The organism is Cupriavidus sp. SS-3 (assembly GCF_035818815.1).
Taxonomy (GTDB): Bacteria; Pseudomonadota; Gammaproteobacteria; order Burkholderiales; family Burkholderiaceae; genus Cupriavidus; species Cupriavidus taiwanensis_C.
The window spans coordinates 159851-180818 of sequence record NZ_JAYLVT010000010.1 but is presented as its reverse complement, the minus strand read 5'-3'; the positions used below and the strand labels follow the sequence as shown (position 1 = coordinate 180818).

15 protein-coding genes are annotated in these 20968 nt (G+C 69.5%); 5 read left to right on the top strand and 10 right to left on the bottom strand.

The window, feature by feature from the left end; genetic code table 11:
• Positions 1–285 precede the first annotated feature (285 nt).
• Together U9J39_RS17325 and U9J39_RS17320 are read right to left on the bottom strand one after the other, a co-directional pair.
• Positions 286–1782, bottom strand: coding sequence for a sensor histidine kinase (locus tag U9J39_RS17325; protein ID WP_326347617.1), 1497 nt, complete (start codon positions 1780–1782; stop codon positions 286–288).
• A gap of 1 nt (position 1783) precedes the next feature.
• On the bottom strand, positions 1784–2458 hold the full coding sequence (locus tag U9J39_RS17320; protein ID WP_012354366.1) for a response regulator: 675 nt from the start codon (positions 2456–2458) through the stop codon (positions 1784–1786).
• A 203-nt stretch (positions 2459–2661) separates the two neighbouring features.
• On the opposite strand from U9J39_RS17320, the gene U9J39_RS17315 reads away from it, so the two are divergent.
• Positions 2662–3864, top strand: coding sequence for an ABC transporter substrate-binding protein (locus U9J39_RS17315; protein WP_442784902.1), 1203 nt, complete (start codon positions 2662–2664; stop codon positions 3862–3864).
• A gap of 30 nt (positions 3865–3894) precedes the next feature.
• Here U9J39_RS17315 and U9J39_RS17310 read toward each other — a convergent pair whose 3' ends face one another.
• Entirely contained in the window at positions 3895–4638 is a 744-nt protein-coding gene (locus U9J39_RS17310) for a TetR family transcriptional regulator (RefSeq protein ID WP_116311944.1), read from the bottom strand.
• Positions 4639–5254: 616 nt separating this feature from the next.
• Between U9J39_RS17310 and U9J39_RS17305 the strand changes: the two genes are divergently transcribed.
• The 3 genes from U9J39_RS17305 (at position 5255) to U9J39_RS17295 (ending at position 11219) form a co-directional block, all read left to right on the top strand.
• Positions 5255–6505, top strand: a complete 1251-nt coding sequence (locus tag U9J39_RS17305; protein WP_115711449.1) for an efflux RND transporter periplasmic adaptor subunit — start codon at positions 5255–5257, stop codon at positions 6503–6505.
• Positions 6506–6576: 71 nt separating this feature from the next.
• Positions 6577–9729 (top strand): efflux RND transporter permease subunit, encoded by a 3153-nt coding sequence (locus U9J39_RS17300; protein WP_111520647.1) that lies wholly within the window; start codon positions 6577–6579, stop codon positions 9727–9729.
• Between the two features lie 2 nt (positions 9730–9731).
• Entirely contained in the window at positions 9732–11219 is a 1488-nt protein-coding gene (locus tag U9J39_RS17295; protein ID WP_326347615.1) for an efflux transporter outer membrane subunit, read from the top strand.
• Between the two features lie 106 nt (positions 11220–11325).
• On the opposite strand, the gene U9J39_RS17290 is transcribed toward U9J39_RS17295, so the two are convergent.
• The 7 genes from U9J39_RS17290 to U9J39_RS17260 form a co-directional block, all read right to left on the bottom strand.
• On the bottom strand, positions 11326–12165 hold the full coding sequence (locus U9J39_RS17290; protein ID WP_115711451.1) for an OmpW/AlkL family protein: 840 nt from the start codon (positions 12163–12165) through the stop codon (positions 11326–11328).
• A gap of 82 nt (positions 12166–12247) precedes the next feature.
• Positions 12248–13522, bottom strand: coding sequence for a DUF2957 domain-containing protein (locus U9J39_RS17285; protein ID WP_326347614.1), 1275 nt, complete (start codon positions 13520–13522; stop codon positions 12248–12250).
• Positions 13523–13557: 35 nt separating this feature from the next.
• On the bottom strand, positions 13558–14913 hold the full coding sequence (locus tag U9J39_RS17280) for a DUF2957 domain-containing protein (RefSeq protein ID WP_326347613.1): 1356 nt from the start codon (positions 14911–14913) through the stop codon (positions 13558–13560).
• Positions 14914–15072: 159 nt separating this feature from the next.
• A complete protein-coding gene (locus U9J39_RS17275; RefSeq protein ID WP_326347612.1) occupies positions 15073–15990 on the bottom strand; it encodes a DUF1571 domain-containing protein in 918 nt (305 codons plus the stop codon).
• Between the two features lie 176 nt (positions 15991–16166).
• Entirely contained in the window at positions 16167–17135 is a 969-nt protein-coding gene (locus U9J39_RS17270) for a TetR/AcrR family transcriptional regulator (RefSeq protein ID WP_115711454.1), read from the bottom strand.
• A gap of 271 nt (positions 17136–17406) precedes the next feature.
• Positions 17407–19002, bottom strand: a complete 1596-nt coding sequence (locus U9J39_RS17265) for a GMC family oxidoreductase (RefSeq protein WP_326347611.1) — start codon at positions 19000–19002, stop codon at positions 17407–17409.
• Between the two features lie 7 nt (positions 19003–19009).
• Positions 19010–19615 carry a hypothetical protein gene (locus tag U9J39_RS17260; protein WP_326347610.1) on the bottom strand — a complete coding sequence of 202 codons (606 nt, stop codon included), beginning with the start codon at positions 19613–19615 and terminating at the stop codon, positions 19010–19012.
• 125 nt (positions 19616–19740) lie between these two features.
• Here U9J39_RS17260 and U9J39_RS17255 point away from each other — a divergent pair, with 125 nt between their 5' ends.
• A complete protein-coding gene (locus U9J39_RS17255; protein WP_326347609.1) occupies positions 19741–20829 on the top strand; it encodes an AraC family transcriptional regulator in 1089 nt (362 codons plus the stop codon).
• Positions 20830–20968: the final 139 nt, after the last annotated feature.

Below are 20968 nucleotides of genomic sequence, written 5' to 3'. Positions count from 1 at the left end.
GTGGTGCACCACGGTGGCAGGGGCGTTGAAGTGCAGGTTGAACGAGCCCAGAGCGCGGAGTGGTCCCTGCTGCGAGTCTTACCGTAGGAACGCCTTCGGCTGCTGCGCCGACCCTATCGCGGGGCGTGGGCCCTGGCACGGAACGCGTCGCTGCGCTCGCTTGGCGCTCGAACGCGTCCGCTGTCGCCGGTTTTCTCCCCTCTCCCGCCTGCGGGAGAGGGGCGGGGGTGAGGGCGGGTGCCTCCACGGAGTCGGATGTCCAGATCCGTGGACCCGGTCGTAAACCTAGCTACCTTCCACCGGCAATCTCAACACCGCACGCACCCCAGTCCCCTGCTCCCCTTCCCCCAATTCCACCGTCCCGCCAAACCGCGCCGCCATCTCCCGCGAAATCGCCAGCCCCAGCCCGGAGCCGGGCTCCGCGTTGCCCACGCGCCGGTAGAACCGTGCGAACACTTTCTCGCGTTCCTCGGCCGGAATGCCGGGACCATCGTCCTCTACCACCAGGCAGGCGTGATCGCCCGAGCGCGTTGCCGACAGCGTGATGCGGCTGCCGCGGGGGGAGTACTGGATCGCGTTGTGGACCAGGTTGGCCAGCGCCTCGCGCAGCAGCGCGGCGTCGGCGCGCACCGGCAGCGCCAGCCCCGGTACCGGCTCCCAGCCGAAGTCCTGCTGCTTGCCGCGCGCCAGCGGCAGGTAGTCCAGCGCCACCTGCTCGGCGACGGTGACGGCATCGATGACGTCGATGCCTTCGCCTGGCTCGCTTTGCTGTGCGGCGTCGCCGCGGTGCTGGCGTACCCGCGCCAGCGCCAGCAGCTGGTTGGTCAGGCGCGCGGCCTGCTCCAGCTGGATGACGATGCCGCCCACGGCTTCGCCGGCGGCCGCGCGCGCGGCGGCGGGGTCGGCGGCAGGGTCGGCGGCAGGGTCGGCGGCAGGGGCGGCGGCGTTGAGCTGGCGCTGGGCGTACTCGGCCTGGGTCTTGAGGATGGCCAGCGGGGTGCGCAGCTGGTGCGCGGCATCGGCGATGAACTGCGCCTGCGACTGCGCCATCGCGGCCGAGCGCGATACGTGCAGGTTGACCGCATCGACCAGCGGGCGCACCTCGGCCGGCACGCGCTCGAACACGAGCGGGGTCAGGTCCTCGGGCGAGCGCGCCTCGACGTCGTCGCGCACGCGCGCCAGCGGGCGCAGCACGTAGGTGACCCCGCCCACCAGGATCGCGGCGCTCAGCAGGATCAGCAGCAGGTCGCGCGCGAGCGCGCTGCGCCATACCGAGCCGATCAGCGCGCTGCGCGGCTCGGCGGTCTCGGCCACCTGGATGATCACGCGCATGCGCGCATCGGGCCGGTACACCGGGCGCGCCATCGCGGCGATGCGCACCGCCTCGCCCAGGTATTCGGCGTCGTAGAAGCGCGGCTGATTGTTGACCAGCGGGCCGCGCGGCAGCGGCAGGTCGCTGTAGCCGGTCACGGTCTCGACCTGGCCGGCGCGCTCGGTCGAGACGCGGTAGAACACATGGGTCTGCGCCGCGGTCTCGAAGATCTCCATGGCGGCGTCGGGCAGCGTCAGCTGGACGTTGTCGCCGGCCATGCCGATGGCATTGTCGATGGCGCGGATCGAGCCGTAGAGCGAACGGTCGTAGGCGGTGTTGGCGGCGTCGCGCAGGGTGCCGTAGGTCAGCCAGGTGTCGATCGCCATCATCGCCGCCAGCGCCGGCAGCAGCAGCAACAGCAATTGCCGGCGCAGGCTGCCGCGGCGCCACAGCAGCACCGGGTGCCGCATCTCAGCCCTTCGCCTCCGGCTCCAGCAGGTAGCCGAAGCCGCGCAGCGTGACGATGGTGACCCCGTGCCCGGCCAGCTTCTTGCGCAGCCGGTAGACCAGCACCTCGATCGCGTCGGGCGAGACGTCGGCGTCGAGCGAGAACACCTTGTCGAGCAGCTGCGCCTTGGTCAGCGGCTGGCCGCTGCGTGCCAGCAGCGCGCCCAGCAGGGTCGATTCGCGCGGCGTCAGCGCCAGCGGCGCGCCGCCCAGCGTGAAGCTGCGGGTCTCGCCGTCGAATACCAGCGTGCCGCACTGCAGGCGCGGATGCGCGCGCCCGCGGCTGCGGCGGATCAGCGCCAGCAGCCGCGCTTCCAGCTCGGCAATGGCGAAGGGCTTGGGCAGGTAGTCGTCGGCGCCCAGGTTCAGGCCGCGCACGCGCTCGTCGAGCGTGTCCTGCGCGGTCAGGATCAGCACCGGGGTGCGGTCGTCGCGCCCGCGCATGGACTTGAGCACGGCCAGCCCGTCCTTGCCCGGCAGCCGCAGGTCCAGCAGCACGGCGTCGTATTCCTCGGCCTGCAGGCGCGCCTCGGCCTGCAGGCCGTCGGCGACGTGCTCGATCACGAAGCCGCCCTGCTCCAGCGCGCGGGCGACCCAGCGTGCCAGTTCGACTTCATCCTCCACCAGCAGGATGCGCATGCCGGTCTCCTCCTGTGCCGGTTGGTTCTATGTTAGTTGCGGCGCGCACACGCGGGAACAAGGCATGGCAAGCGCCCGTAAAACCGGGGGCAGCACCGATGGAGCGCGCCCGCCGCGGGCGCCTATAATACCCTCGCCCCGCCGGTCCCGGCGCGCTCGCCGCTTTCCCCGGCACCACCGGCAGTCCCTCCGTCCCGAGCACCGTGTCCCCGCGTTCGTCCCAGCCGTTCCAACCTTCCCTGCCTTGTCTGACCGACTGCGCTTCGCCCCCTTCGGGACAGCGCCGCCGCCTGCTGGGCGCCGCGCTGCTGGGTGGCGCCGCATGGCCCCTTCATGCCCAGTCAAGGCCGCCGGCGCCGCCGCCGGGATACCCGTCAGGGTATGACGCCACCATTGCCGGCGCGCTGCGCGAAGGCATGGTCACGGTGTACGCGTCGACCGACCTGGAGGTGGCGCGGCCGCTGATTGCCGCGTTCGAGGCGCGCTATCCCGGCATCCGCGTGCATTACCAGGATCTCAACACGGTCCAGCTCAACCAGCGCTTCCTGGCCGAGACCGCGGCGCTGTCCGGCCAGCCGCCCGGGCCGCGGGCCGTCTTTGCCGATGTGCTGTGGAGCACCGCCATGGACCTGCAGATCAAGCTGGTCAACGACGGCCACGCGCAGCGCTACGCCTCGCCCGAGCGCGGCGGCCTGCCGGGCTGGGCGGTGTGGCGCGACGAGGCCTGGGGCACCACCTTCGAGCCCGCGGTGATCGTCTACAACCGCCACCACCTGGCCGGCATGCGCCCGCCGCGCAGCCGCAGCGGGCTGGCGCGGCTGCTGCAGGAACACGCGCCGCGCTGGCACGGCAAGGTGGTGACGTATGACGTGGAGCGTTCGGGGGTGGGCTACCTGCTGGCGCAGCAGGACGCGCGCATGGGCAGCGAGTTCTGGTACCTGGCGCAGGCGCTGGGCCGTGCCGGGGTGCAGCTGTCGGCGTCCACCGCGGAGATGATCGAGCGCATTGCCGGCGGCGAGCTGGTGATGGGCTACAACCTGCTGGGGTCCTATGCCCTGTCGCTGATGCAGCGCGGCGCGGCCATCGATGTGATCGCCCCGAGCGACTACACGCTGGTGATGTCGCGCGTGGCCTTTATCGCGCGGCGCGCGCCGCGGCCCAATGCGGCGCGGCTGTGGCTGGACTACCTGCTGTCGCGCGAGGGCCAGGCGTTGCTGGCCAAGTCCACTTCGCAGCTCTATACCATCCGCACCGACACCGACAGCGTGCACACGGCCGCGGCGCTGTCGGAGCGGCTCGGCTACGCGCTCAAGCCGATCAGCGTCGGCCCGGGGCTGCTGGCGGCGCAGGACGCCATGCGCAAGCGCGCGTTCCTGGCGCGCTGGCGCGAGGCCATGCGCGGCTAGCGCGACGCCCGCGCTCGACAGCAGCGGGGCTCAGGGCACCAGGTCGGGGGTATCGAGGCTGCCGTTCGGCGCGCCGGCGCAGGCCTGCCGGCACAGCGTGGACAGCTCCTGGTCCAGCTCGGCCATCGGGCGCGGCACGTAGCCGTGGCGCAGCGCCGGCGAAAACTTCAGGGTATCGATGAAGGCGTCGGACAGGCGCTCGGCATTGGCGTCGAGGTTGAAGTCCTGCGGCGAGAACAGCCAGTGCGCCAGCACCCCGCCCACCGCGGCATGGAAGGCATTGACGGCCAGGTCCAGGTCCAGGTCGGCGGGCAGCTGGCCGCGCTCCACGGCCAGGCGCAGGTGCTCGCGCATCTTGACCAGGCCATCCTGGTGGGACTGGCGCTGGCGCTCGAAGATGGCGCCGTTGTCCTGCACCATTTCGCACTTGTGGAAGATGATCTCGAAGACCCGGCGCCAGCGCGGATTGATCACGGTCTGGCGCATTACATAGGCGCAGATGTCGCGGATGCCGCCGAGCGGGTCTTCCTGGCGCGCCAGCCGCTCCGGCTCGATCAGCGCCTCCACCGGCAGGTGGACGCGGTCGCACATGGCGGCGAACACGTCGCTCTTGTTCTTGAAGTGCCAGTAGATCGCGCCGCGCGTGACCCCGGCCGCCTCGGCAATGTCGGCCAGCGACGGGCGGGCCACGCCGCGGGCGTGAAACACGGCCTCGGCCGCGTCGAGTATCCGGTGGCGCGTCTCAAGCGCCTCTTCCTTGGTGCGTCTGACCATGATTGTCTCTGCTGCCGGCGGCATGTCGCGATCGCGCGATCATGGCCGGTCTGGTTGATTCTCCCTGGTGCGGCTGCCTCGGCAGGCACACCTGCCCGCAGCGTGTCTCCGGTGGGTCGTTGTCATCACATGATGGGCATTGCCACGCTTGCGAGCCGACACGACGGCGCGCATCCTAACCCGGGCCGGCGGTTCGCGCCCTGATCCCGGGGGTAGATTCCACGCATTTCGTACCGATCCGGTCGGGGAGCAGTAGGGACGTGCGTGTTGCCATGGCTTTCCGGTCATGTTGTGCGCCGAAAGCCCCATCGCGACATCAACTTAACATACATGCTTGAATGTATATATAATACGCGCTTGCCCGGCATTCGGCCAGCCGCCCACTGTGACCTACCCAGCACGGCGGGCAATCCTGCCGCAGGCCAGCCGGACAAATTATCCAGTCGTTACACAAAAGCCACCGTTCGTCGCAATCGTCACCGCGACGCCGCGATTTGTGGCTAGCATCACGCTTTTGCCCGCCGCAAAGCCTTGCGGCGCGCCATGTCGTTCCCGTTTGTCCGATGACAGGCCGGGGCGGCACGGCGGATCTCAAATTGCCATCATGGGGTTATCGATGAGGAAGTCCCAACCTATCCGTTGCGTTGCAGCCTACGCACTAGCGGCCCTGTCGGCCGTGGCGCTGTCCGCCTGCGGCGACAAGAAGGCCGAGGGCGGCGCCCCGCCGCCGCCTGAAGTGGGCGTGGTCACCGTGACGCCGTCGTCGGTCGCCGTCGTCAATGAACTGCCGGGCCGCCTTGAAGGCGTGCGCACGGCCGAAGTGCGCGCGCGCGTCGAAGGCATCGTGCTGTCGCGCAACTACACCGAGGGCGGCGAAGTGAAGGCCGGCCAGGTCATGTTCCGCATCGACCCCGCCTCCTACCAGGCCGAGCTGGCCTCGGCCCAGGCCGCGTTGCAGCGCGCCGAAGCCAACGCCGTGTCGGCGCGCCTGAAGGCCGACCGCTACAAGCCGCTGGTGGCGGTCAACGCGGTCAGCAAGCAGGAGTACGACGACGCTGTCGCCGCCGCCGGCCAGGCCAACGCCGACGTGGCGTCGGCCAAGGCGGCGGTGCGCACCGCCCAGATCAACCTGGGCTACACCACCGTGACCGCGCCGATCAGCGGCCGGGCCGGCCGCGCGCTGGTGACCGAAGGCGCGCTGGTGGGCAAGGGCGAGGCGACCAAGCTGGCGCTGGTGGAGCAGGTCGACCCGATGTGGGTCACCTTTACCCAGCCGGCCTCCGAAGTCACGCGCCTGCGCCGCGCCATCGAGTCCGGCGCGGTCAAGGGCGTCAACGGCGGTGCCAACGTGCACCTGTTCGTCGAAGACGGCCGCGAGTATGCGCACACCGGCAAGCTGCTGTTCTCCGACATGACGGTCGACCCGACCACCGGCGCGATCACGCTGCGCGCGCAGTTCCCCAACCCGAACCGCGAACTGCTGTCGGGCACCTTCGTGCGCGTGAAGATCGAGCAGGGCGTGGATGAGAACGCCCTGACCGTGCCGCAGCGCGCGCTGATCCGCGGCGCCCAGGGTGCCAGCGTGATGGTGGTGGGTGCCGACGGCAACGTCGCGGCGGTGCCGGTCAAGGCGCCGCAGGCGATCGGTGACCGCTGGATCGTGACCGAAGGCCTGAAGGGCGGCGAGAAGGTGATCGTCGAGGGCCTGCAGAAGGTCAAGGTCGGCGCGCCGGCCAAGCCGGTGCCGTTCGTGCAGGCGGGCGCCTCGGCGCCGGCCGCCACGCCGACCGCGGCTTCCGCTGCCCCGGCCTCGGCCCCCAAGGCCGAAGCGAAGCAGGAAGCGAAGGCCGAGGGCAAGCAAGGCTGAAACCGCCGGGCCGCGACGGCTGACGCCAGCCGCCGCGGCACACAGGGCTAGACAAAGAGGGAGCCAGTCTTATGGCCAAGTTTTTTATCGACCGGCCGGTGTTCGCGTGGGTGCTCGCGCTGATCATCGTGCTGGGCGGCATATTGTCGATCCTGCAACTGCCGATCGCGCAATATCCGAACATCGCCCCGCCGACGATCTCGGTCACCGCCACCTATCCGGGTGCGTCGGCCAAGACGCTGGAGGATTCCGTCACCTCGGTGATCGAGCAGGAGCTTAACGGCGCCCCCAACCTGCTCTACTACAGCTCCACCAGCGAGTCGTCCGGCCTGGCCAGCATCACCATCGCCTTTGCGCCGGGCTCGAACGTCGACCTGAACTCGGTCGAGGTGCAGAACCGCCTCAAGCGCGTGGAAGCGCGCCTGCCGGCGGAGGTGCGCCAGCAGGGCGTGCGCGTCGACAAGGCCGGGAACAACTACATGATGTTCCTGACGGTGTCGTCCAAGTCCGGCACGGCCAGCGCGATCCAGCTCGGCAACTACGTCTCGGCGCAGGTGATCGACTCGATCCGGCGCGTGCCCGGCGTGGGCCAGGCCGACCTGTTCGGCACCGAGTACGCGATGCGGATCTGGCTGGACCCGGCCAAGCTGACCGGCTTCAACCTGACCCCGACCGACGTCACCGCCGCGGTCGGCGAGCAGAACATCCAGGTCGCCGTGGGCGAGCTGGGCGGCACGCCGTCGCCCAAGGGCACCGAACTCAATGCCACCGTCACCACCGAAAGCCGGCTGACCACGCCCGAGCAGTTCGGCAACATCCTGCTGCGCACCAACCCGGACGGGTCGTCGGTGCGCATCAAGGACGTCGGCCGCGTGGAACTGGGCGGTGCCGACTACTCGACCCAGGCCCGCACCAACGGCAAGCCGTCGGCGGCCATCGCCATCAAGCTGGCCCCGACCGGCAACGCGCTCGCCACTGCCACCGCGGTGCGCGCCAAGATGGAAGAGCTGTCGAAGAACTTCCCGGGAGACTACGAGTACTCGGTGCCGTACGACACCTCGGCCTTCGTCAAGATCTCGATCGAGGAAGTGATCAAGACCCTGCTCGAAGCCGTGGTGCTGGTGTTCCTGGTGATGTACCTGTTCCTGCAGAACTTCCGCGCCACGCTGATCCCGACGCTGGTGGTGCCGATCGCGCTGCTGGGCACCTTCGGCGCGCTGCTGGCGTTCGGCTTCTCGATCAACGTGCTGACCATGTTCGGCATGGTGCTGGCGATCGGTATCCTGGTGGACGATGCCATCGTGGTGGTCGAGAACGTCGAGCGGATCATGAGCGAGGAAGGACTCTCGCCACGTGAAGCCACACGCAAGGCCATGGGCCAGATCACCGGCGCCATCGTCGGCATCACGCTGGTGCTGACCGCGGTGTTCATCCCGATGGCGTTCTTCTCGGGCTCGGTGGGCAACATCTACCGCCAGTTCTCGCTGTCGCTGATCGCTTCGATGGCGTTCTCGGCGCTGCTGGCGCTGACGCTGACCCCGGCGCTGTGCGCGACCATGCTCAAGCCGGTGGAAGCGGGCCATCACCATGAGAAGAAGGGTTTCTTCGGCTGGTTCAACCGCACCTTCGCCACGGCCTCGACCGGCTACCAGGGCGTGGTCGCGCGCATCCTCAAGCGCACCGGCCGCTACCTGATCATCTACGCGCTGATCATCGCCGGCGTGGTGGTGCTGTTCAAGCGCCTGCCGTCGTCGTTCCTGCCCGATGAAGACCAGGGCTACATGATCACCGTGGTGCAGCTGCCCAACGGCGCGACCCAGGACCGTACCATCGGCGTGCTCAAGCAGATCGAGGACTACTACCTGCAGAAGGAAAGCAAGGTGGTGGACCAGATGATCACGGTGGCGGGCTTCTCCTTCTTCGGCCGCGGCCAGAACGGCGGTATCGCGTTCGTGCGCCTGAAGGACTGGAAGGAACGCACCGGCGAGGGCGAGACCGCGCAGGCGCTGGTCGGCCGTGCCTTCGGCGCGCTGTCGTTCATCAAGGACGCGATCATCTTCCCGCTCAATCCGCCGGCGATTTCCGAGCTGGGCAACTCCTCGGGCTTTGACTTCCGCCTGCAGGACCGCACCGGCCAGGGCCACGCCAAGCTGATGGAAGCGCGCAACATGATGCTCGGCATGGCCGCGCAGAGCCCGGTGCTGATGGGCGTGCGTCCGGAAGGCCAGGAAGACGCGCCGCAGCTGCAGATCGACATCGACCGCGAGAAGGCCAAGGCGCTCGGCGTCTCGGTGGCGAGCATCAACTCGACGCTGTCGATCGCCTTCGGCTCCAACTACGTCAACGACTTCATCTACGAAGGCCGCGTGCGCAAGGTGATCGTGCAGGCCGAAGGCGCCGACCGCCGGCTGCCCGACGACCTGACCAAGCTGCGCGTGCGCAACAGCAACGGCGACATGGTGGCGTTCGCGGCGTTCGCGACCTCGAAGTGGGTGATGGGCTCGCCGCGCCTGGAGCGCTACAACGGCATGCCGGCGGTGAAGCTGGCGGGCCAGGCCGCGCCGGGCCGCAGTACCGGCGAAGCCATGCGCGTGATGGAGGAGAACTTCGCCAAGCTGCCGCCGGGCTTCGGCTTCGAGTGGTCCGGACAGTCGTACGAAGAACGCCTGGCCGGCTCGCAGGAACCGATCCTGTACACGCTGTCGCTGATCATCGTGTTCCTGTGCCTGGCCGCGCTGTATGAAAGCTGGTCGATCCCGTTCTCGGTGCTGCTGGTGGTGCCGCTGGGCGTGCTGGGCGCGCTGCTGGGCGTGACGCTGCGCGGCATGCCCAACGATGTGTACTTCAAGGTGGGCCTGATCGCCACCATCGGCCTGTCGGCGAAGAACGCCATCCTGATCGTGGAATTCGCCAAGGACCTGCAGGCGCAGGGCAAGGGCCTGATCGAAGCCACGCTGGAAGCGGTGCACCTGCGCTTCCGCCCGATCCTGATGACGTCGATGGCGTTCATCCTGGGCGTGCTGCCGCTGGCGATCGCCACCGGCGCGGGCTCGGGCAGCCAGCGCGCCATCGGTACCGGCGTGATGGGCGGGATGATCACGGCCACGGTGCTGGCGATCTTCCTGGTGCCGGTCTTCTTCGTCGTGGTGCGCAAGCGCTTCAAGGGCAGTGCCCGCCAGCGCATGCTGGACCAGAAGTGGCACGACCCCCAAGAGGAAATCTGAACATGACCAAGACTCTGACCACACTGCTGCTGGTGGCCGGCGTTCTGACGGGGTGCACGCTGGCGCCCCACTATGACCGCCCTGCCCCGCCGGTGGCAGACAGCTTCCCGACGGCGCCCGAAGGCTATGCCACCGCCGAGGTGAAGAGCGGCGAAACCCGCCGCGCCGCCGACATCGGCTGGCGCGAGTTCTTCCGCGACCCGCGCCTGCAGGCGCTGATCGCGACCTCGCTGGAAAACAACCGCGACCTGCGCACCGCGGCGCTGCGCATCGAGGAAGCGCGCGCGCTGTACCAGGTGCAGCGCGCCGACCTGCTGCCCACGGTCAACGTCAACGGCGGCTACACCCGGGCCCGCACCACTGCCGCCGAGGCGGCGACGGTGCTCGGGCAGCCGGGCGTGACCGAGGTGTACCAGGTCGGCCTGGGCATCTCGTCGTACGAGCTCGATTTCTTCGGGCGCGTGCGCAGCCTGTCCAATGCCGCGCTGGCGCAGTATTTCGCCACCGAAGAGGCGCGCCGCTCGGCGCATATCTCGCTGGTCTCGGAAGTCGCCAAGGCCTACCTGGCCGAGCGCGCCTACGCCGAGCAGTACGAGCTGGCGCGCGACTCCCTGAAGGCGCGCGAAAGCACCTACGGGCTGGCCAAGCAGCGCTTCGAGGCCGGCGCCACCTCGGCGCTGGACCTGCGTGACAACGAGTCGCTGGTGGCGCAGGCACGCGTCGCCGCGGCGCAGCTGGCACGCCAGCGCGCGCAGGCGCATAACGCGCTCGAAGTGCTGGTGGGCAAGCCCATCGGCACCATCGAGAACCTGCCCGAGCCGATGCGCCTGTCGGACGAGCGCATCATCAGCGATATTCCGCCGGGGCTGCCGTCGGACCTGCTCGAGCAGCGTCCCGACATCCGCCAGGCCGAGCAGCTGCTGCTGTCGGCCAACGCCAATATCGGCGCGGCGCGCGCGGCGTTCTTTCCGCGCATCACGCTGACCGCCAGCGGCGGCACCATCAGCCCGACGTTCTCCGGGCTGTTCGATGCCGGCACGCGCGCCTGGTCGTTCGCGCCGCAGCTGGTGCTGCCGATCTTCGACTTCGGCCGCAACCTGTCCAACCTGGACCTGGCCAACGTGCGCAAGAACATCCAGATCGCCAACTACGAGAAGACCATCCAGACGGCCTTCGCGGAAGTGGCGGACGCACTGGTGGCGCGCGGCACGCTGGAAGACCAGGTCGCGGGCCAGGAACAGGCGCGCAATGCCGAGGCCGCCCGCTACGAGCTGTCGCGCTTGCGCTTCCGCAGCGGCGTGGCCAGCTACCTGGACGAACTCGATGCGCAGCGCCAGCTGTTCACCGCGGAACAGGCGCTGGTGCAGGCCCGGCAGCTGCGGCTGAACAATGCGATCGACCTGTACCGGTCGCTGGGCGGGGGCTTGCAGGAGAGCAGTGCGGTGGCGCAGCAGGGTACGCCGGCGCAGCAGGGGACGGTGACGCAGTAACACTTGCCGAGGGTTTGCTCCCCTCTCCCGCTTGCGGGAGAGGGAGTACCCCGGCAGCGGTTCATGCGACAAAAGCCAGTGGCTTGCCACTGGCTTTTTTTCGTCCTCAGAACTTGTAAGAAGCCGCCAGGAAAAACACCAGCGGATGCGGCTCCAGCTTGGTCTTCGACGTCGACAGCACCGTGCCGTTGGCTGCCTTGATCGTCATCGTCGAGGTGGTCTTCAGCGGGATGTAGGTGACCGCCGCCGTCAGTCCCCAGTGCTCGTCGAAGTTGTAGGTGCCGCCGATATTGAAGACCGGCGCCCACGACGACGACGCATCGGCGCTGACCGAGGTCGGCCCCGGAATGCCTGCGCCCGCCGCCAGGATGGCGCCGAGGTTGTTGTTGACCGAGCTGGCGAAGGCCGGATTGACTTCGATGTTGGTAAAGAAGTTGTACGAGACGCCGAGCCCCAGGAACGGCCGGAAGCGCGTGCCCGGTTCCAGGAAGTGGTACTGCACCATCGCCGCCGGACTCCACTGGCGCGCCTTGGTGATGATCGGGTTCAGCGCCGGGTCGCCCAGGCTCTGGCGGCCGAGCGCGCCGGCCGGGCCGGGCGGGATCAGTTCGCCGTGGCCGTAGAGCTTGAACTCGGGCGGGATGCCGCCCACCGCGGTGATCGCGATATGGTCGGAGACGAAGTGGCTGAAGGTCAGCCCCAGCGTATTGGCGTTGGACGACGAGATGCTGCTGCCCGGTGCGGTGAAGGTCGACGGCAGCCCGAGCGGGTAGTTGATCGGCACGTCCAGCAGCGAGGTGGTGAGCGGGTCGCTCTGGCCATGGGTCCGGATATGGAACCAGCCGGCCGAGACCACGTTGTCGCCCTTCTTCTGGGCATGGGCAGGCACGGCGATGCTGGCCAGCGCGGCCAGCACCAGCGCGAGCGTCAGATGCAAGGTCTTCATGTTGTATCCCCGGGCAGTGAAGTCACTGGTGATGCATCGATGGAGGGCGCCGGGGCTGCGATGGCCCCGGGCCTGGGCCGGCTTATTGCACGAAGGCGCCGACGGTGAAGTACGGGCCGCTGTCGCGCTGCTCCAGGAAGCCGAACACGCCGCCGGTGAACATCAGCTTGCCGGTCGGCGCCGAGCCCGCCGGGGCCTCGCGGCGCGAGGTGCGCACCACGCCCGGCACCTGCTGCGAGAAGTCGAGCCGGTACGGGATCGCCAGCGACGCATCGGACGGCCGGAACGGATCCATCATGGTCGCGGCGGCGCCCACCAGTGCCGTCACGCGGTAGTTGAAGTTGCTGTCGACGCCGACGTATTCGCCATTGACCGTGCCCTCGGAGACCGCCACGGCGGGGGCCATCATGCCGATGCCGATTTCGTCGTCGGCGCCCAGGGGCCCATTGGCGAGCGAGTCATTGGCATAGCCCACGCGGATCATGATCGGCACCAGCTGGCCGCGCAGCTTGCCCACGATCAGGTAGGCCTTGCCCAGCGTGCTGCCCAGCGTGGGCGGCTGGCTCTCGGCCTTGTAGCGGGTCGACAGCAGTGCGCCGCTGGGCTGGGGCACGAAGTTGTCGCCCTTGCGCTCGCACGTGCTGGTGGCGTTGTCGCAGACCGTGAACGAGCCGTCGGCGGCGAGCGCCATGCGGTAGTCCTGCGCCACCAATTGGAACTGCTTGGACGGCACCTCGTGGAAGCCGGTGCCGTGGTATTGCCCGGCGATCTTCGACAGGTCGGTCTCGGTCTGCGCGAAGCCGATGAACTGGAAGTACGGGAAGGTGGTATCGGGCACCGCGCCGGCGCCGAGCACGCCGTTGAACTGGATGCGCGCGCCGGGTATGGTGCCGCCCGCCACGCCTTCGCCGACGAAGAGCTTGGCCGGGCGGGCGGGATCGAGGCTGGCGCCGCTCAGCTCGAACGCGCACTGGTTCAGCTTCTCGGTGGGCAGGCCGGTCTCGGCCTTGAGCGTTCCGCGCACCACGTTCAGGCCGTTGGTGGGATCGCTGCGGGTGGGCTGCACGGTGCCGGTCTGGCGCGGCACCGAGGAGTCCAGGAAGGTCACCTGCCAGGTCATGCGGGTGGTGTCGATCTGCACCTTGACCAGCTCGCCCGAGCCGGTGCCGCCGGTGAAGGTGGTGTTGTAGTCCAGCGCAGCCGGACACAGCCGCGTCTGCGCGGCCGCCGGCATGGCCGGGGCGTCGTCGCCGCCGCCGCCACCGCCGCAGGCGGCAAGCATGGCGGTGGCGGCCGCGGCCAGTGCGCGCGCCGGTACGGTCGATGGGCGCGGCAGGACAATTTGATGGGGCTGCATGGCTTGGTCTCCTCGTTGTTTTCTCTGCGCTGCGATCAGGGTGCCGCGAGCACGCCCACGCGGAAGGTCGGGCTGCTGCCGCCGGTGCCGGACAAATGGCTGAACACGCGGCCGCTGGCGATCAGCGCGCCGGTGGTGCCGCTGTTGTCGGTGGTGGTCACCATGCCCGCCGCGGCCTGCGTGAAGTCGAGCTGGAAGCCGCCGGTCTGGTTCATCGTCATCGGGTCGAGCAGGTCGACGCGCGCGCCCTTGATCAGCGACGCGGTGTAGGCAAAGTCGCTGCCCGAGCCGATATAGCCGCCGTCGAGCCGGCCGCTGGCGACGGTGGTGGCAGGCGCCATCAGCGCGAGCCCCGACTCATCGTCGACATTGACCGTCAGCGGCAGCAGCGAGATCTGCGCATAGCCGGTGCGCACCAGCAGCGGCACCAGCGCGCCGTCGAGCTTGCCCACCACCATCAGCCCCTTGGCGCGGCTGGCGTTGTTGGCGGTGATGGCCTGGCTGTGGAACGACGGATAGCGGCGGCTGCCATCGGCATTGCTGCTTTCGAAGGCGCCGTCGGCGCTGCGCAGCTTCCAGCTGTTGCCGGTGCTGCGGCAGCTGCCGCTTGCCGTGGTGCAGCTGCCGTCGGCGTTGAGCGTTTCGGTGGTCTGCGCGGTGGCGGGCGTGAAATGGCTTTGGGCGGTCAGCGCGCCGCCGGACGGCACCTGGTGGTAGCCCAGCAGGTTGTAGGTGCCGGCCACCCTGCTGAAATCGGTTTCGGTCTGCGCAAACGCCAGCACCGGGTAGAACGGGAAGGTGGTGGCCGGGATCGCGCCGAGGCCGAGCACGCCCGCATAGGAGATGGTGGCACCCGGAATCCCGCCGCCGGCGACGCCGTTGCCGAGGAAGATCACCGGCGGTTTGGCGCTGTCGATATTCGCCTGCGAGACGCCGTCCGATGCCGTGGCGGTCTGCAGCGCCACCGCGCAGCGGTTCTGCTCGGCGGTGGGCAGCGAGCTCAGGTTGGCGAAGGTGCCGGTGAAGGTCACGCCCGCGCGCGTCGGGCTGACGCTGCCGGGCTGCTTCGGCACCGGCGACTCGATGATTTCGAGCTGGTAGGTGCGCGCCGCGGTATCGAAGCGCAGCTTCACCAGTTCGCCCGCGCCGGAGCCGCCGGTGAAGGTGGTGCCGTAGTCCAGCGCCGCCGGGCACAGCGATCCGGGCGGGCCGCCGATGGTGACCGGCCCCTGCGCCGGGCACGTGCCCGTGTCCGCGCATTGCGGCGGCGCCTGCGTGCCGGCGCGCGGCGTGTCCTCGTCGCCGCCGCCGCCACCGCAGCCGGCCAGCGCCGCGGCCACACTCACCCCTGTCACCACCAAAGTGCTGCGCCAAAGCCTCGACATGGTCATTGCCTGTCTCCTGATTTTCCTGCGACCCCTGTTGCCGGATCGGTGGTCCGGCTCTGCGTCCGGATCCTGTCGTGAGCGGCGACTGTCGCCGCGCGCGGGTTTCAGCGTCAATAGAGCGGCCGTTCCAAACGGGCGCGGCCGCGCGCGGCGTGTGCCGCGTCAGAAGCGATACTCGGGATTGGCCGGGTCGAACGCCGCGGCCTCGAAGGTCTTGCGCACCAGCTTGTCGAACACGATCTTCTCGACCATGTTGCCGTCGGCATCCCACGCGGTTTCCACGCGGATATACGGATGCTTCAGGTCCAGCATCAGCTGCACGCGCTTGGCGTAGTACTGCGGCGCGCCGGCCGGCAAGTCCCAGGTCAGTGCCACCATGCGCACGCCCTGCTCCTGCACGATCTCGGCCTTGCCGAATTTCTCGGACAGCCCGGCGGCGCGCAGCGATTTCGCGTCACGCTCGAGCATCGACAGCACGTACTGGAAGCCCAGGTCGCGCACGGTATGGTTGGACTGCGAACGCGCCAGCGAGCCGTCCAGCGCGATCCACATCGAGGTAAAACCCAGCACGCCGCCCAGGTGGCCGTACATCTCGTCCTTGCGGCGGGTCTCGTCATACAGGATTTCCTGGCCCGCCTGCGCGCCGCCGGGCAGCCACCTGGCGTAGAGCTGGCGCGGCGCATGGCGGTAGCGGATCTGCATCTTCGCCGGCTGTTCCTGCCACTGGCCGTTGAGCCGCTCCTGGCGCGACATCCAGTACTCGTATTCGGGGTAGCGGTTCATCTCGGCGCGCGCCCATTTCAGCAGCGCATCGGGCTGCAGCGCCTGGAACACGGCCAGCACCTGCGCGTCGGACAGGCGCGCGAGCTCGCCGCTGGCGACCTGGCGCGAGAACAGCGCGGCCTGCTGTGCCGACGGCAGGTCGTCATAGGCGGTGCCTGTGGCGGCGGCAGCGCTGGCCGGCTGGGCCATGGCCACGGGCGGATACGCCAGCGGCGCGGCCAGCAGGCCGATGACGGCGCCGCTGATAACGGCAAGGCGCAGTGTGTTCGATGGTCGGATCGGTGCAGGGATTGGCACGGCAACTTCCTCCTCAAGACGGGCAAAGCGAACAGGTCACCGCAACGCCGGCGGCAAGCGGCCGCGCGCACGGGGTCCACAGGGCCGCGGCGCGGCCCCGCTGGGGTGGATCGACGGTTCAGGTTGCGTGAGCGCGGCGGCGCCGTGCCGGCGGTAACCGGCGGCGGCGCATGCCGCTACGTCCGGCTGCGCATGCGCATCCAGTCATCCAGCGGGTTGCTGGGGAAGCTCACGGTGTGCTCGCGCGCGCGCACTGGCACGCTGGTCACGGCGGCACGCTTGGTGCCCGCATGGCGCACGGTGCGTGCGCCGGAGCGGGCCTTGTCGAGGGCGTTGGCGGCATGGCTGGCCGCCTCGCCCGCCGCGATCGCGGCCACGCTGGCATCCGGATCATTGGCGGCACTGCCGGCGCGCTGGCCGCTGTGCTGGCCGCCGTGCTGCTGCTCCTCGCCCAGCCCGAACACCGACTGCAGCGCCGAGAGCTGGTCCGCGCCGGGCTGCGCCACGTTGAGCACGGCCTCGACCATCGCGGTGAGCTGGGCCAGCACGTGCGCATCGCTCATCTGCCGGCCTTGCGTGAAGGCAGGCAGCAGGCTGGTCAGTTCCTCGCCGGCGAGCACGCCTGCCAGTGCCTTGAGCGCGAACTGCAGGCGCCAGCCCAGCTCGTGCCGCGGCAGCGCCGGGATGGCGCGCGCGAAGGCATCGAAGAAGCGGCCGTACACCGGCGCGTAGTGCTCCAGCAGGTATTGCTGGATAAACGGCGAGGTATCCGAATACACGCGTCCGAGCAGCCGCAGGAACGACGGCCCGCCCACCGACGGGTCGCGCGCCATCTGCAGCGCGGGCACGAACAGCGCGCCCATCACGTGCTCGCAGCGGATGGCGTGGCCGGGCCAGCGCGCTTCGCATGCATCGAGCAGCGCCAGGCGCCGCGCGTTGAGCGGGTCCAGGCGCCGGCTCAGCACGGCGTGCATCATGATGTCCTTGCTGCGGAAGTGGTAGTTCACGGCGGCCAGGTTGACAATGGCGCGCGAGGTGACTTGCCTGAGGGAGGTGGCTTCGTAGCCTACCTCGGTGAACAGCTTTTCCGTGGCGTCGAGAATCCGGGCCTTGGTGTCTCCTGCCGAGCTTTTGCCGGTCTTCATGGGGGCGCTTCTCTCTTCTGTACCGCGATAAACCCCTGTGCAAGTTGCTGCGCTGTCCGCTCCCTGCTCTGGCGGCATACGGATGCTTGAAACAGCTGTACGAAGCCTATCCACGGCTTCGGGCGTTTCACAAGCGCTGAATTGGAATGGACATTCTAAAAACCGATGTGTGTGGGCCATCGCACGGCATGATCCGACGCGCCATGCAGCGGGCATGCTGGCCACATGCCCGCACAGCCAGACCAGGTCGTGCCGGTCTCGCGCAAAAGCATCATGACGTGAGGTTTTGCGCCAGCGCGTCGGCGTTCTGCGCGCTCAGCGCGAACACCGACAACTGCGGATTCGCGCCCACGCTGGTCGGGAACACCGAGCCGTCGAACACCGACAGGTTGGCCAGCTGGTGATGGCGGCCGCGGCTGTCGACCACCCCGCCGCGCGGGTCGTCGCTCATGCCGCAGCCGCCCATCAGGTGCGCGGTGAACAGCGCGGTGCGGAACGGCTTGAGCGGCAGCCGCGCGATGGCTTCGCGTGCTTCGGGCCAGCTGCGGTATTCGGCGGCGTCGAGGTGCGCGGGCCGCACGCGTTCGGCGCCGGCGGCGAACTGCGCCTGCGCCATGCTCAGCCACGCGCGCCGTACGCCGTCCCAGGCGTATTCAGTCATCTCATAGTCCAGCAGCGGGCTGCCGTCGGATGCCAGGCGCACCCTGCCGCCCGGGCTTTCCGGCACGAAGCCGTCGCGCAGCAGCGCCAGCATCGCTTGGGTATGCGGAAGCTGTGCCATGTCGCGGCGCAGCGCCTCGCCCACGCCGTTGACCACGCCCGCGCTGATGCCGGGGAACATCGGCGGCACCTCCAGCTTGTAGCCCATCGGCCCGGTCGCGCCGTGCTGCCACTGGAAGTGGTCGGAGGCGACGGATTGCGGCGCGCCATAATAGGGATCAATGCGTTCCGGCATTTTGGCGATGCTGATATTCACCGGATGGATAAAAGTTCGTGCCCCCAGCCGCTGATGCGGGTCCGGTACGCGCGAGCGCAGCAGCAATGCCGGCGTGTTGATGGCGCCGCCGGCGGCAACCACGTGCCGCGCGCGCACGACCACGCTGATGCCCGTCGGCGTATAGCCATCGGCGCCCAGCGCTTCGCCGGTGACGGACCGCACCCGCTTGCCGTCATGGTCCAGCGTGCGCACCCGCACGCGGTGCACCAGCGTGGCGCCGCTGGCCAGCGCGGCGGGAATGGTCGACACCAGCATCGACTGCTTGGCGTTGACCGGGCAGCCAAAGCCGCAATAGCCCGAGTTCCAGCAGCCCTTCACGTTGCGCGGGATCACGTGCCATTCCCAGCCGAGCGTCTGGCAGCCGCGCCGCAGCACGTCGTTGTTGGGATTGGGGGCCATCGCCCACGGCGCGATACCCAGGCGCGCCTCCACCTGCCGGAACCAAGGCGCCATCTCGGCCTCGCCGTGGCCGGTGACGGCGTGGTGCGTGGCCCAGTGCGCCAGCGTCTGCGGCGGCGTGCGGAAGCTGGACGACCAGTTGACCGTGGTGCTGCCGCCGACCGCGCGGCCCTGCAGGATGGCGATGGCGCCGTCGGCGGTGGTGCGCGCCGCGGCCTCCTGGTACAGCTCGCGGTAGGCGCGGTTCTCGTCCATGTCGCGGAAGCTGTCCGAGGTGCGCAGCGCGCCTTCCTCCAGCAGCACCACGCGCAGGCCGGCGCGGCTGAGGGCCTCGGCGCTGATGCCGCCGCCCGCGCCGCTGCCGACGATGACGACGTCGGCGTCGAGCGTGCGCGGGGCGGTGAAGGTGCCGGCGTCGAGCACCTTCCAGCCGGCGGCGATGCCGGCATCGTAGAGATTGTCGATGGCCATGTCGGGTTCAGGCGTGCAGCGCCCGGTAGACGGCCGCGTCGGGGCCGGGATAGCCGCAGCCGGCCCAGGCGGCCGGCAGCGCGTAGTAGCCCACGCTGCCGAGCTTGACCAGCACCACCGCGCCGGCATTGAGCGTGGCCAGCCGGCTGGCGCGCCAGCGCGCCAGGAAGGCCTGCACCTGCGCCGGCGTGGCGACGCTCCAGTCCTGGCGGATGCCGGCCAGGGCCCAGCGCAGCGGCGTGCTGGCCAGCAGGCCGAACAGCTTGCGCAGCTCGGCCCGCGCGCCCGCGCCCATGGCGGCGCAGGTGGCGTCGATATTGCGCAGCGCGTCGTGCGCCAGCGCGGCCTGGCGCGGTGGCGGGGCCTCGGCCAGTTCGGTGACGATGGCCGGCAGCAGCGCGCGGAACATCGCCACGTCGTCCGGGCGCAGGAACGACATGCCCGCCTGCGGGGCGGGATCGGCGGACGAGCAGCCGGCCAGCGACGGCACCAGCGCGGTACACGCCAGCGCGGCCGAGAAGCCAAGGGCCACCTTGAGGAAGCCGCGTCGCGTCAGCGCGTGCAGCGCATCGGCAGCGGCCGCGTCGCGGCGGTGATGAGGGTTGGGGCGCATCGGGTCTCCTTGCGTCGGTCTCTTGTCTTTGCTCTGCGGTGCGGGCGGGCAGGCCCGCATTGACGCTGTCCGGAGTTTGGATAAAGATCGGTGCCCGGTCTTGATCCCGCATGACAGGTTTTTTGATGCCACGCGCCAACCCGTCCGATGGCGGTGCCGGTGGTATGCAGGCCGGCACCGGGCCTGATCCCGCATCCGGCACCGTCTCGCTTGCTTACCTTCGCGCCGTGCTCGACCACGGCGAGCGCCAGGGCATTGCCCCGGCCGAGCAGCTGCGCGCCGTCGGCGTGCCGCCGGCGTTGCTGGACGCGGGGGCGCAGGCGCAGACCGCCACGCGCATTGCCGGCGCGGCTTACCTCGCGCTGCTGGACTGGCTGGAGCAGGCCACCGGCGACGCCGATGTCGGCCTGCGCGCCGGCGCCGCCTTTGCGCCGCGCCACTATGCCGAGATGGGCTACGTGGTACTGACCACGCCCACCGTGCGCGACGCCATCCTGCAGGGCATCCGCTATGAAGTGCTGGCCAACGACATCGGCGGCACCCGCCTGATCGAAACGCCGCAGTCCGCGTGCATGACGTGGCAAGCGCGGCATGGCCCGCTGTCGCGCCATGCGCATGAGCTGCATATGGCCACGTGGGTGGTGTTCGCGCGCTGGCTGATCGGCAGCCAGCATGTGGCGACGCAGGTCGAATTCCCGCACGCCGCGCCCGCGGATACCCGGCTGCATGCCGAGGTGTTCGGCTGTCCCGTGGTCTTCAACGCCGGGCGCCATGCCATGCATATCGACCGAGCCCTGCTGGACCTGCCCTCGCTGCAGGCCGATGCCGGCATGCAGGCGCAGATGACGCGCCTCGCCGACACCCAGCTGCAGCAGATCGTTCCCGCGGGCGCCGACGCGCTGGCGCAGGCGCGTGCCTGCATCCGCGCGCGGCTGCCGCAGGGGGACGTGCCGATCGCCGACGTCGCCGCGCACCTGGGCCTGCCGGTGCGCACGCTGCAGCGGCGGCTGCAGGCGCAGGGCATCAGTTATTCACAGCTTGTGGATAACGTGCGGCAGGCGCTGGCCCGGCAGTACCTGGCCGAACCCGGCCTGAGCCTGGCGCAGTGCGCGATGCGGCTCGGCTATTCCGAACAGAGCGCCTTCACCCATGCGTTCAAGCGCTGGACCGGTGAAACGCCGCAGGGCTGGCGCCGCAAGGGCCGGGCCGCCTAGCGCCCCTTTGTTGCGGCCACGCCTTCGTCATCGGCGAAGCCCTGAAAAAATCCTGCGGTTTCAAACGCACGCAGCCATGTCCCGGTGCAAGGGGCGATGCCGCCTTATGGCCTCGTTTGATGTGCTCCAGGCGCCGCTG